Source organism: Membranihabitans marinus, from assembly GCF_021729155.1.
In the GTDB taxonomy this organism is placed as follows: Bacteria; Bacteroidota; Bacteroidia; order Chitinophagales; family Saprospiraceae; genus Membranihabitans; species Membranihabitans marinus.
This window is the reverse complement of sequence record NZ_JAJQYA010000002.1, coordinates 274,253-287,546: the sequence shown is the minus strand read 5'-3', so window position 1 is coordinate 287,546 and position 13,294 is coordinate 274,253. Positions and strand designations below refer to the sequence as shown.

Genomic DNA, 13,294 nt, shown 5'->3' with positions numbered 1-13,294 from the left:
CTTTTTAAAAGCTCTAATTTTATTAATGTGTTCCGTGTTCACTGTGACTGTCTTCATGTTCATCTTCCATAACCACTGATGCAGTCGCCGAATGACTCGCTACCATTTTAGCAGTTTGCGCTTCATTGGGCATAAATGTATTTTTAGTAGGTGAATACTCCAATTTTGCTTCTTTTGCTTGCAAAGAACGGATATAATGTATTACATCCCAACGCTCTTTATAAGACAATTTATCAGCGTAAGAACCCATGGCATTTTTACCATACTCTATGGCGTAATAAAATACACCAGCAGTTGTATCCACAAATTTGGCATCGATTAAATTGGCCGGTGCAACAGGGTATTTACCACCGTCGTCTCTTACCAAATAACCCAATCCATCGGCTTTGTCACCGTGACACAATGCACAGTAAACCGTGTATAAATTTTTACCTATTACTAAAGCTTCATCGGTAATTGGAAAAGGATTTGTTCTGATAGAAGCTATTGCTTCCAATCTACCCTCTTCTGAATTTTCATATTCGGATGGAACTGAACCATTCTCTTCTATATCCATCACAGTAGATGCCATTGCATCACTATACTTTCCGTCTTTCATCGCAAACTGACCGAAAGGAATTGTTCCTTTAACAGGTTCTCTAGGAACCGCCAATTTATAGTAATCTTGGTGATCTCCCCAAGTATTGTAATAATAGTAATCGTCTAGGTTAGCCTCATATGCTATAGAGTGAAACATATCTGGCATATATTCGCTTCCTGGATTATTATCCTTCGCAGGACTACAGCTTTGAAGCAAACCAAGTCCCAACAGGAATAGACTTAATGTATATATTTGAACTAACTTTTTCATCTATATAGTTTTCATTTGTATTTCATCGGCTCCTGTATTCTCCAAGAAAGCCTTGAATTTATTTATTTCATCTTCGGAAGCATTCCCCGCATCAAAGGCAATTGCAAATTTATCATCTGTCAATCGATCGTGTAATACAGGATTGGTTACACCAGGTCCCATACCGTTGATAGCATAATAAGTAATTACCATACCAATAGAGGCAAATAATACTGTCAATTCAAAGGTAATAGGGATAAATGCAGGTACTGACCAGTATGGTTTCCCCCCAAATATCATCGGCCAATCCTTAGTAAAGATCCAAGACATCCCCAAAAAGGCTGTCAATGTACCCACCAAACCGAAACAGAATCCAGCAATATGAAGACGCGATTCTTCAATACCCAACAATGGATCCAATCCATGGATAGGAAATGGTGAAACGACATCGTAAACATCAAGATGCTGACCTTTGGCCTCCTTTAAGGCCTGAAGTACAATTTCTTCGTCATTGTACAAACCAAATAATATACTTTTGTTCGTTGTTTCCATCCCGTATTAATTAATGCTGTTTTACTTTATTGTCTATTGCCTTTTGATAGTGCTTCTCATGTTCTTCAATATATTGATCCCCTGAAGATTTCAATATAGATTTCACCTCTGCAATTGCAACCACTGGAGCAATTCGAGTGAACAACAAATAAAAAGTAAAGAAGATACCAAAGGTGCCTAAATAAATTCCTATCTCCACCCATGTAGGCGTATAATAACTCCAACTTGAAGGCAAATAATCTCTAGCTAGTGTAGTTGCAATAATTACAAAACGCTCAAACCACATACCGATATTCACGAAGATAGACATCACGAATGTCACAAAAATACTTCGACGCATCTTCTTAAACCAGAATATCTGTGGAGACAAAACATTACATGTCATCATCGCAAAATATGCCCACCAATAAACACCAAATGCTCTATTCAGGAAGGCGAATTGCTCGTATACATATCCTGAATACCAAGCGATAAATAACTCAGTTAAATATGCCACACCTACCATAGTACCGGTCAACAAGATTACCTTGTTCATAGATTCTATGTGTTGTAAGGTGATATAATCTTCCAATTTCAATACTTTTCTAGTGATCAACATCAAGGTCTGCACCATGGCGAAACCAGAGAAGATGGCACCAGCCACAAAGTATGGAGGGAATATCGTTGTATGCCAACCAGGAATAACTGAAGTGGCAAAGTCAAAGGATACAATAGTGTGTACTGAAAGTACTAGCGGTGTAGCCAATCCAGCCAAGATCAATGAAAGAGATTCAAATCTAGACCAGTGTTTTGCCGATCCTGTCCAACCAAATGAAAGGAAATTGTAAAATTTCTTACGCAATCCACTTGCTCTGTCTCTCAAAGTTGCAAAATCTGGGACCAAACCAGTATACCAAAACAATAACGAAACTGTAAAGTATGTACTAATGGCAAATAAATCCCACAACAACGGTGAATTAAAGTTTACCCACAATGGACCCCTTGTATTCGGTACTGGGAAGAAAAAGAAAATAACCCACATTCTACCCACGTGTATACCTGGGAACAAGGCGGCACAGATTACCGCAAATATGGTCATGGCCTCAGCGGCTCTATTTACACCAGTACGCCATTTTTGTCTAAACAACAACAAGATGGCTGAAATCAGGGTACCTGCATGACCGATACCTACCCACCATACAAAGTTGGTGATATCCCATCCCCATCCAATGGTTCTATTCAAATTCCAAGACCCTATCCCAAACCAGATAGTCCACAAGATCGAAAAAACACCGAAGCCCAATAGTGTTACGGCTACGATAAAAGCGAATACCCAAGTTAAACTGGGCGCCCTTTCCGATGGGGCACAAATATCTTCCGTAATATCGTGGTAAGATTTTCGACCCGTTATTAAGGGTTCGCGTATGGGTGATACAACTGCACTCATAGTATTATATTCTCAAAATTTATGATTCAATTATTTCTTGCTCAGCAGGTTTATTTAAAACCTTCATTTTATATCCTATCGAAGATCTAGTGTTGACTTCTTCTAAAGCGTAATATGTCAATGGACTTTCCAACAACTCTGACAATTCAGAAGATTTATCATTCATATCTCCGAAAACAATAGCTCCAGTCGGACAAGCCGTTTGACAGGCCGTCTTAATTTCACCATCTTTCAAAGCTCTATTTTCAACTTTAGCCTTCAATTTTCCTTCCTGTATACGCTGTACACACATGCTACATTTTTCTATAACCCCTCTTGATCTAACCGTCACATCTGGATTTAGAACCATTCTCACCAAGTTGTCGGTGTAGAAAGAATCTTCTTCTCCAAATGGATTGTTCTCGTTCACTGGGAATAAATCCGCAGTAGTATAATCCAACCAGTTAAATCTACGTACTTTATAAGGACAGTTATTGGCACAATATCTAGTACCTACACATCTGTTGTAAGCCATTTGATTCAATCCTTCTGAACTGTGATTGGTAGCTGCAACCGGACATACATTCTCACATGGTGCATTGTCACAGTGCTGACACATCATAGGTTGATACACTACATTGGGATTCTCAGCATCTCCAAAGTAATATCTATCTATACGCATCCAAGTCATCTCATGATGTCTATGAACCTCTTCTTTACCAACTATTGGCACATTGTTTTCCGCTACACAAGCTACTTGACAAGCAGAACAACCAATACAAGAAGTTAAATCAACCGACATCCCCCAGTGATGACCTTGTTTGTATTGATAATCGTGATCGGGATATAGTGTTTGCTCATTTAAGTGTTGAGCATGTTCTCTTTCTTTTACTAAATGTTCTACATTTTCTTCCAATTCACTGATGGTCGATTGACGAATGATCGTCCTATCGGTCAATGAACCTTGAAAACCATTGAAGAAATGCATCATTGACTTTTCATCGACATTGATGGTTTTGCCCCCATCAGTTGCATCTTCTCCTCTTACACCCATGGTATGGTGATATTGAACGATGGCAAATTCTTCATCTTTACCATTGGCCTTGCTCACACTTACACCGGGCACATAATATTGTATGTTTCCTTCACCATCAACTGGCAATTGGCTATAGAAATTTTTTCCTACATCTAAACCAGCTTGACCACAAACTTCACGTCCGTATCCCAAAGCTGTAGATACTGTATTTCCTTGTTGTCCAAACTGTTGAACTGTAGGCAATTGAACCGAAGCATCTTTAACTGACACTTCAACCATACTACCATCCTCTTCCAAGTCATTGAATACCTCAAAATGATTGCTACCATCCCAGTGCAAAGGCACTTGTAAAGTATTGTCCCATACTACTCTAGTAATAGGATCTGGCATTTCTTGTAACCAAGGATTATTCGCAAATACTCCATTACCAACACCCATAGATTCAAACAACTTCAATTCTACTTCCTCACTGCTCGGACTAGTAATTTTACCGACTAAGCTTCCCTGAACCGAAGTAGAAACGGATTCCATTTGGCCATTAGTTAAGCTAAATCCATCGTGTACACTATTCTCCCAGAATGATCTGAAAGTATTATAGGTTTGTTGTTTTGGAAACAAATCAGTTTTCCAAGTATCTTTTATAAAACTATAATAAGCTCTTTCGTCTCCTTTTTTAGCATTTTGGATAGCTGAAGCTATTGAATGATTTGCCCACACCAACAATGATTCGGCGGCGCTTCGAGTATCAAACAATCGCTCAATGGTAGGTTGTACTATAGCTAGAAGCCCTTCATTGGGTTGCAAATCACCCCAAGCCTCTAAGTAGTGATCTACTGGAGCCACATAACCAGAACTTTGTGCAGTCTCGTTTATTCTATTACTACAAGAAACTACCAAAGAAACACTGGCCAATGCAGATTGAATTTCTTTACCAAATGGTGTATCGTATACCGGATTGGCATCATCTAAGAAGATAACCGCATCAACCTTATTACCAGCCAATTCGTTTTTGAAATCTTGAATGTCTTTATCTACACCTTGTTTTACATATATAGGTTGGTTTGGTTTTACCGTTTTCCCTATATTCTGTAAACTCTGATTGATTCTATTGATTAATTGCTGCTCTGTAGTATTATTAGAATCAGAAACAACAATTGATGTTTTTGAACTTTTTAATTCTTGTGCTATTCTCTTCAATTTAGCTTCCGCTTTGGGATTGCTAAAACTTCCACCCACTGACACCTTAGGTCCTGCACTCAAGAAATTGTATATGGTGGCTATGGCCATACCTTGCTCTGAAGGTCGAATTAATACTTTTTCATCTGCATTAGAACCGGTCAGAGACATATGTGATTCAACCATGACGAGTTTATTCATCTTGGCACCACTTACTTTGGATATTTTTCTATTTTTATAAATTTCATTGGCAAATTGTACTGGAGAAATCCAAGTACCCAAAACATCTGCTCCGAAACTTAGAATATAGTCGGCTTTAGAGAAATCATATCCAGGAATTACTTTCGCCCCGAAATCCTTTTCACTAGCCAACAAAATAGCAGATGAAGAGATTGGATCATAAGTAACCACCTTAGCTGCAGGATAAGTTGCTTGAAATTCCGCCAACGCTTTTTTATAAGAAGGACTTATGATGGAATTGGTTACAACACGGATATTTTTACTCCCTTTCAATTTTTGTACAACCTCTTTATCCAAATCACTCCAAGTAAGATTTGTCCAATCTTCTCCCGACTTTTTCTTAGGCTGTTGGTATCTACTTCTATCATATAAATCCAACACAGAAGCTTGAACTCTAGCACTGGTTCCACCTCCACAGAAAGTGGAAAGGGCATTCCCTTCTATTTTAATGGGTCTACCTTCTCTGGTTTTTACCAAGACTGGGCAGTAATACCCACCTTGAAAAAACGAAGATGCATAGTAAGTGGCAACACCAGGCACAATAGCATCGGGTTTGGTTACATAAGGAATAGCCTTACGAACCGGAGTCTCACAACTTGCTGCTACAGCTGCTGCACCGACACTAAATCCTACATACTTTAAAAAATCTCTTCTACTGGCACTTTGCACGGGAGTCTGTTGACCACCTTCTTTGCTCAATTCGTTTAAAATTGGAAGATTAAAAAACTCATTTTCTTTTTTCTCTACAAAAGATTCTGAATTCTTTATGTCTTCAGTACCATTCCAAATTTGACCTTTATTCTTTAGACTCATAGTTTGAGTGAATTTAAATTTATTCTTTGGACTATATAATTATGATAAAGCCTAATATATTAATAATGACATTTTTGACACTCAGTACCGCCTATGTCTTCCACGGTAACTCCTCCCCTTGTTCCTGCTTTGATTTCTTCATGATAATGGGTGTACACTTTATAGTACTCATTATTGAAATCAACTTGTGTTTCTCTGTGACAATTGATACACCATCCCATTGACAATGGTGAATGCTGTTTTACAACTTCCATTTCCTCAATGGCTCCATGACAAGTTTGACATGCTACTCCACCAGCCGACACGTGCTGTTCGTGACTAAAATACACGTGATCAGGCAAATTGTGAATTCTCACCCACGGAATAGCGCCTTGTACATTTGGCTTCACATCGGTAGTCAATGAAGACACGATATCATTCCACTGTTGCTGAACCAATTTCTCACCTTTAGAGTCCATACTTCCTTGATCGGCTACGTATTGATCTTCGATCCACGCTGTAAATATAGCCTTCACACTATCTTGAGACAAGTCTTCGTAATCTTCGATATATGCATCTTTCAATGGATCATAACCAATAGAAGCGTAAATTTTTGTAATCTCTGCAGTTCCGTATGTAGAACCTTTACGGATTGCTTTATGACAATTCATACATGTACTTGTGGCAGGGATGACAGAATGCTTACTTCTACGAGCTCCATCGTGACAGTACTGACAATCGATTTTATGCAAACCAGCATGAGTTTCATGTGAAAACTTAATAGGTTGTTCAGGTTGGTAATCTTGCTGTCTATTTAAATCAACAGCACGATTCACGGTAAAATAACTTCCGCATATAATAATAGCAAGTACATATAAACCTATGGCCGACTTACTAGTAAATAATTCTTTCAACGTTGACTTTTGGTAATCCACACCATCTTGTGACGCTTCAACCTCTCTCAGTTTACCCAATATATTCCAAAGGATAAAGACCAATATCAACAATACGAATACTACACCAAAAACCAAATACGTTCTATTGACTCCACTACCACTACTCGCAGTTTCAGCGCCAGCGGCTGCGGCAGCTCCAGCTGGAGGTCCTCCAATCGCACCGCTATACACACCGTCAATATAAGCAAAAATTGATTCAATGTCCGACTCCGTCAAGTTGGGATTCGGTGTCATTACCGTGGGCTTATAGGCATTCCAAAGCTCAACAGCTCTTGGATGACCATTAGCGATCAACTCTTGTGAGTTGCGCACCCAGGCATACAAATCTTCTCTTGGAAATTCACTCCAAGCTTCAATACTAGGCCCCAATGCAGGTCCAGTCAAATCACTTTTCATGTCTTTGTTATGGCATGAATTACAATTTGCCCGAAACAGCTTCTGCCCCAATTGAATATCAACATCCTGCGCAGTAGAAGTCATAGCCCCTAAAAGCAAAAACATGAACACTCCTAAAATATATCTGAATGGCTTAAACATTCTCATATGGCTTTAAATAATTTCTTAAATGTTTTTAACGCTTGGTCAAAGTTTCACAAAAGTACAATTAACTCTATTTTTCACAAACACTCTAGCAAATTCATATTCTATTTAGATTATTTCTAATTAAATAGCCACTTTCGCTTTAATATGTGGATGAAAACGATAGTCTTCTAGTTGAAAATCGTCATAGGTAAATTCAAAAATTGATTTTACCTCTGGATTGATTTTCATCTTAGGTAAACCATATGGTTCTCTTCCCAATTGCAATTTTGCTTGCTCTATATGATTATTATATAAATGTACATCCCCAAAGGTGTGTACAAACTCTCCCAATTTCAAATTTGTTACCTGCGCCATCATCATAGTCAACAATGCATACGATGCAATATTAAATGGCACCCCTAAAAAAACATCAGCGGACCGTTGGTACAATTGACAAGACAATTTGCCATCGGCAACATAAAATTGAAACAAACAATGACATGGACTCAATGCCATTTCTTCCAATTCACCTACGTTCCATGCATTCACCACCAGCCGTCTCGAGTCCGGTTGCTGGTTTATCATATCCACCACTTGAGCAATCTGATCAATTACCGCACCTGTTGGACTAACCCATCTCCTCCATTGCTTACCATAAACTGGTCCTAAATCACCGTTTTCATCTGCCCATTCATTCCATATACGCACCCCATTGTCCTGCAGATATTTTACATTGGTATCTCCTTTTAAAAACCACAATAGTTCATGTATCACAGACTTTAAATGGATTTTCTTTGTAGTAAGTAAGGGGAAACCCTCGTTTAAATCAAAACGAATCTGATGTCCAAACACACTCGAAGTACCAGTACCAGTACGGTCTGATTTTGAGGATCCATGTTGCATAACATGGGACAATAAATCGAGATATTGTTTCATAATGGGGGCAAAGATAATATATATTAATTCCAAAATATGTACATATTGTTAAATAAAATCCAACAATTTTCATTCTATTTTTAAACCAGCTAATTATGTGGAGGTTAGGAGAAAAAAAATTATTAAAATAACTATTTAAAGACATTTATATATTTCAAAATTCAAAATAAAAAGCTGGATAGATGTCATATATATATAAACATAAAATCACAAAAGCCATTACATATATTTCATGACATTCCATATCAATCCGATCTTTTAAATAGATTAAATATCTTTTTGTATTCACTATCATCTTTCCTTCAAGATTTGCACCTGCCTTATTGGTATACAATAGTTCACTCGTATCACTTTCCACAATATTCATAGAATAAATTCGAATACATTGCGATATAGAGGAAAAGATTAGCTTACATCAAAACGATAGTATATATATAACCTTCTAACTTAATGATTTTTGTTGCGTTACAATAAATAATTTTACGGCATTTGAACATTTGAGATATCTGCATTAATATTCTGATTGGAAAACACAAAAACACAAAATAAGTCTAATCTATCTTTGCAATCGATTAGGCAATTTTTATTGATTTTCAAAAATCTTACTGATATTTACCTCTACAAGCAGGGAAATCAAATAAAATTCATTAATATGTTGCCCTAGCTTAAAATTGAACAGATCGGTATGGAGTTACCGAATAAATAACCTTAAAAATTGAAATAAAACAACGATGAAAAAAATTTTATTACTTCTTCTCGTTCTTTGGTCACCATTTAAAATGATGGCTCAGGGTATCGACAAAAAAATCAATGATTTGTTTGCACCTGTTGCCGATGCTTGGGAGACATTTGTTTTAACAGATGTTCCCATTGGGAATGGATTTACGGTTCCTATTGTTCTGATATTACTAGTGGCTGGTGCAGTATTTTTCACTATATATTTCAATTTTGTCAACATTCGACGTTTTCCTTTGGCCATTCGAGTGGTACAAGGAAAATACGATTTTGTTGAAAAAGATGCTCCAGAAGCTCATCCTGGTGATGATTTGGCAACCGTAGATGGAGACATTCCAGATACTATTAAAATAGAAGGCAGACAAGGTGAAGTCAGTCATTTTCAAGCCCTGACCGCTGCCGTTTCAGGAACTGTGGGATTGGGAAATATTGCCGGGGTCGCCGTAGCTATTGCCATGGGTGGACCAGGTGCCACCTTTTGGATGATCATAGCCGGTTTGCTGGGAATGTCATCAAAATTTGTAGAATGTACTCTTGGGGTGAAATACAGAGACGTTGAAAATGGAGTGGTATACGGTGGTCCCATGTACTATTTATCCAAAGGGTTGAAAGAAATGGGTATGAGTAAATTCGGTAAAACCTTGGCCGTTTTATTTGCTGTTCTCGGTGTGGGTGCTTCTTTTGGTGGAGGAAATGCATTCCAAGCCAATCAAGCTGTTGCCCAAGTAGTTACCCAATTTGGATTGGAGTCCGGATTTATCAAAACCGTTCTAGGTTTATTTATAGCTATACTCGTAGGGATTGTAATCATCGGAGGAATTAAACGAATTGCTGTCGTAACAGAAAGAGTAGTTCCTTTTATGGCGGGATTTTATGTATTGGCCTGTGTGATTATCATTGCCATACATTATCAATATATTTTCCCTGCTTTCGGACTGATCTTTAGCGAGGCATTTACCCCAAGTGCAGGATTGGGTGGTCTGGTAGGGGTCTTGATTACAGGATTTCGAAGGGCAGCCTTTTCAAATGAGGCCGGTGTGGGATCTGCCGCCATTGTGCACTCAGCAGTAAAGACCAAGCATCCAGCCAGTGAAGGTGTCGTTTCTTTATTGGAACCATTTATCGACACCGTAGTGATCTGTACTATGACGGCTTTGGTCATTATCCTATTTAATATGGATGGTCAGTTTACTTATGGTGTAATCGACTCGGCTTCAAATGTAATACTCAATGCCGATGGTTCTTCTGTAGGTGGTGTAGATTTGACTTCCAAAGCCTTTGAAGCAGTTATTCCTGGATTTTCCTATGTATTGACCATAGCCATTGTATTATTTGCTTTCTCTACCATGTTGTCATGGTCTTATTATGGATTGCAATCATGGATGTACCTTTTCGGTCGATCAGAAAAAAGTGGATTGACTTATAAAATTTTGTTTTTATTTTTCATCATCATCGGTTCTGCCGCAACTTTAGATGCCGTAATCAAATTTTCAGATGCCATGATTTTAGCCATGGTATTCCCCAATATGATCGGATTAATCATTCTTTCTCCTAAAGTGAAAGTTGAAATGAAAAAATACATTAAAGCAATAAATCAGAAATTTGACAAAGATTTGTAAATATCATTGCTGTGTCCTCGGTTTGGGCTCAAATCTAGGACATCGTTTACAATATTTAACTTCTGCATACAAAGCTATAGAAATGGACCTGGGGAGGATAGTATTATCTTCCCCTGTCTATCAAAGTATGGCTTGGGGATATGAAGATCAAGGTGATTTTTTAAATTCTGTTCTTATGGTGGACACATTACACAGTCCGCTAGAATCATTGAAAATCATTAAAGCCATTGAAAAAAAATTAGGAAGAAAAGTCCGAGATCGTTGGCATCAAAGAGAAATAGATATCGATATAATTTTTTATGACTCACTGGTAATTGAAAAGGACGACCTCATCATTCCTCACCCCCACTACCATTTGAGAAATTTTGTACTCAAACCTTTAATGGATATTCTTCCCAATTATGAAGACCCCCATTTTCACAAACCAATATATCAAATCGATGCCGACTGCCCTGACCAATCGATTGTGGAGCCATTTGCAAAACACTTAGAAGTGTAAAAATCCATTGCGAGAATAATTGATTTTAAAGTCTATCCAAAAATAAATAATGGCTAAGGGATTCATTGATTTTTGAACAAAATATTAAACCGAATTATTTTTAATCAGATAATTATTCTATTTTAATCTAATAGATCACGGATCTGGTCTATTGAATGTTAATAAGTGTTTTTTATTAATTAATATTGCTAGACAAATCAACATAAGAAATATGCGAACTTTCTTTCAATCAGTATTAGGTTCTTGTTTAGGTGTTTTATTGGCCATATTCCTCGTCATCCTCATCGGAATAGGAATGGGATCTGTATTTTATTCTGCAGACAAACAAAAACCAGATATTTCGGCAAATACCGTACTTAAGATAAATTTTAGTGAAGTCGTTCCTGAAAAAAGAAACAATTCAGATGCCCAAGGTTTTGAACAAATCTTCGAACAAGAAGATATTCTCGGCATACACGATTACGCCGCCTTAATCGAGCGAGCTGGAGAAGACAAAAACATTAAAGGTCTCTATCTCAATTTAAAAAATATCAGTCTCGGCCTTACCAAGAGGGAAATCCTTGAAGACGCCATAAAAAAGTTTAAAACTTCTGGCAAATTCGTCATAGCCTACAGTGATTATTATACCAACTCAGCCTATCACCTAGCCAGCAATGCCGATGAGATAGCCATTTTCCCTAACGGCAGTATAGATCTAAGAGGTATGGCTGCAGTAGTGCCGCATTTCAAAAGTCTATCCGACAAAATTGGGGTAGAATTCGAGACCTATTTTGCAGGCAAGTTTAAGAGTGCTACCGAACCATTTAGGTTGTCTAAAATGAGCGAGTCCAACAAATTGCAAACTAGATCTTACCTGGGATCTATGAACAATATTTTATTAGATGATATTGAAGCCAATAGAGGAATAGACAGTATACAACTTCAAAAAATCATCAACGATTACAGCTCTAGAAGTGCTAAACTGGCCTTGGAAAACAATTTGGTTGACAAAATTGGTTATGAGGATGAAGTCATGGCCATGATAAGAGAAAAATTAGGTTTGGCTTCCGATGAAAAAATCAACATGAAATCTCTAGACGATTATTTCACAGCCAAACCATTGACCCATAAATTAACCGAAAAGAATAAAATAGCCGTCGTCTACGCCGAAGGAGAAATCCATGATGGAGAGGAACGCTATGGTAGCATTTCCGGAGACAGTTATGTAAAAACATTGCGAAGTATTAGAGAGGATAACAATGTAAAAGCCGTTGTACTTCGGATTGACTCCCCTGGAGGAAGTGCATTGGCCTCAGAAAAAATATGGCGAGAATTAAAGTTAATTCAGGAGGCTGGCATACCAGTTGTATCTTCCATGGGTACTTATGCAGCATCTGGTGGATATTATATAGCCTCTGGCAGTGAATACATTATCAGTGAACCATCAACAATTACGGGATCCATTGGAGTATTTTTCCTACTTCCCAAAGTCAATCAACTTTTCAATGACAAGTTGGGGATCAATGTAGACACGGTAACAACCAATGAATTTAGTGCATCATTTACGCCGTTTTTCCCATCCTCTGAAAAGGAAAAAGCGGTATTGCAAGATCAAGTTGATGAAATTTATCACACTTTCTTGGAAAGAGTTTCTGCGGCTAGAAAAATGACAATCGACGATGTCAATGAAATAGCCCAGGGCAGAGTTTGGACGGGAATCCAAGCTAAAAACAACGGACTTGTTGATGAATTGGGTGACCTGGATCTAGCCATTGAAAAGGCTGCATCCTTGGCAAATATTGAAAATTATAGAATAAGTGAATACCCAAAAATCAAACAACCACTATACAAGTTGTTAGAAGAATTGACTGGGGAAAATTTCGATGCTAGTATCAACCTAATCAAGGGCAATGCCCATCAACTAATTAAGGATAACTTGGTTAAGGAATTATCTGCCTGGAGCAAACCTCAGGCTCGCATTCCCATGGAAGTGATTTGGGAATAATTCAACGACGGTG

9 protein-coding genes are annotated in these 13,294 nt (G+C 37.8%); 3 read left to right on the top strand and 6 right to left on the bottom strand.

Going from position 1 to position 13,294, the window contains the following annotated elements; translation table 11 throughout:
- Positions 1–22: 22 nt before the first annotated feature.
- From LVD51_RS02455 to LVD51_RS02430, 6 genes are all read right to left on the bottom strand, one after another.
- Entirely contained in the window at positions 23–850 is an 828-nt protein-coding gene (locus LVD51_RS02455) for a c-type cytochrome (protein WP_236969594.1), read from the bottom strand.
- Positions 851–1,381 (bottom strand): DUF3341 domain-containing protein, encoded by a 531-nt coding sequence (locus LVD51_RS02450; RefSeq protein ID WP_236969593.1) that lies wholly within the window; start codon positions 1,379–1,381, stop codon positions 851–853.
- A 10-nt stretch (positions 1,382–1,391) separates the two neighbouring features.
- The gene (gene nrfD / locus LVD51_RS02445; protein ID WP_236969592.1) at positions 1,392–2,807 is read right to left on the bottom strand and encodes an NrfD/PsrC family molybdoenzyme membrane anchor subunit; all 1,416 of its coding nucleotides are present in this window, start codon (positions 2,805–2,807) and stop codon (positions 1,392–1,394) included.
- Positions 2,808–2,826: 19 nt separating this feature from the next.
- Entirely contained in the window at positions 2,827–6,051 is a 3,225-nt protein-coding gene (locus LVD51_RS02440) for a TAT-variant-translocated molybdopterin oxidoreductase (protein WP_236969591.1), read from the bottom strand.
- A 59-nt stretch (positions 6,052–6,110) separates the two neighbouring features.
- Positions 6,111–7,523 carry a cytochrome c3 family protein gene (locus LVD51_RS02435; RefSeq protein WP_236969590.1) on the bottom strand — a complete coding sequence of 471 codons (1,413 nt, stop codon included), beginning with the start codon at positions 7,521–7,523 and terminating at the stop codon, positions 6,111–6,113.
- A 126-nt stretch (positions 7,524–7,649) separates the two neighbouring features.
- Positions 7,650–8,444 carry a thymidylate synthase gene (locus LVD51_RS02430; protein WP_236969612.1) on the bottom strand — a complete coding sequence of 265 codons (795 nt, stop codon included), beginning with the start codon at positions 8,442–8,444 and terminating at the stop codon, positions 7,650–7,652.
- Positions 8,445–9,175: 731 nt separating this feature from the next.
- Here LVD51_RS02430 and LVD51_RS02425 point away from each other — a divergent pair.
- The 3 genes from LVD51_RS02425 (at position 9,176) to sppA (ending at position 13,281) form a co-directional block, all read left to right on the top strand.
- On the top strand, positions 9,176–10,798 hold the full coding sequence (locus tag LVD51_RS02425; protein ID WP_236969589.1) for an alanine/glycine:cation symporter family protein: 1,623 nt from the start codon (positions 9,176–9,178) through the stop codon (positions 10,796–10,798).
- A complete protein-coding gene (gene folK / locus LVD51_RS02420) occupies positions 10,782–11,297 on the top strand; it encodes a 2-amino-4-hydroxy-6-hydroxymethyldihydropteridine diphosphokinase (RefSeq protein ID WP_236969588.1) in 516 nt (171 codons plus the stop codon). The genes LVD51_RS02425 and folK overlap by 17 nt, the downstream gene beginning before the upstream one ends.
- A gap of 211 nt (positions 11,298–11,508) precedes the next feature.
- On the top strand, positions 11,509–13,281 hold the full coding sequence (sppA, locus tag LVD51_RS02415) for a signal peptide peptidase SppA (protein ID WP_236969587.1): 1,773 nt from the start codon (positions 11,509–11,511) through the stop codon (positions 13,279–13,281).
- Positions 13,282–13,294 lie beyond the last annotated feature (13 nt).

Coding starts and splice junctions, on each gene's coding strand:
- LVD51_RS02440 (WP_236969591.1), bottom strand. CDS start 6,051: ATGAGTCTAAAGAATAAAGGTCAAATTTGGAATGGTACTGAAGACATA.
- LVD51_RS02430 (WP_236969612.1), bottom strand. CDS start 8,444: ATGAAACAATATCTCGATTTATTGTCCCATGTTATGCAACATGGATCC.
- LVD51_RS02435 (WP_236969590.1), bottom strand. CDS start 7,523: ATGTTTAAGCCATTCAGATATATTTTAGGAGTGTTCATGTTTTTGCTT.
- LVD51_RS02455 (WP_236969594.1), bottom strand. CDS start 850: ATGAAAAAGTTAGTTCAAATATATACATTAAGTCTATTCCTGTTGGGA.
- sppA (WP_236969587.1), top strand. CDS start 11,509: ATGCGAACTTTCTTTCAATCAGTATTAGGTTCTTGTTTAGGTGTTTTA.
- nrfD (WP_236969592.1), bottom strand. CDS start 2,807: ATGAGTGCAGTTGTATCACCCATACGCGAACCCTTAATAACGGGTCGA.
- LVD51_RS02450 (WP_236969593.1), bottom strand. CDS start 1,381: ATGGAAACAACGAACAAAAGTATATTATTTGGTTTGTACAATGACGAA.
- LVD51_RS02425 (WP_236969589.1), top strand. CDS start 9,176: ATGAAAAAAATTTTATTACTTCTTCTCGTTCTTTGGTCACCATTTAAA.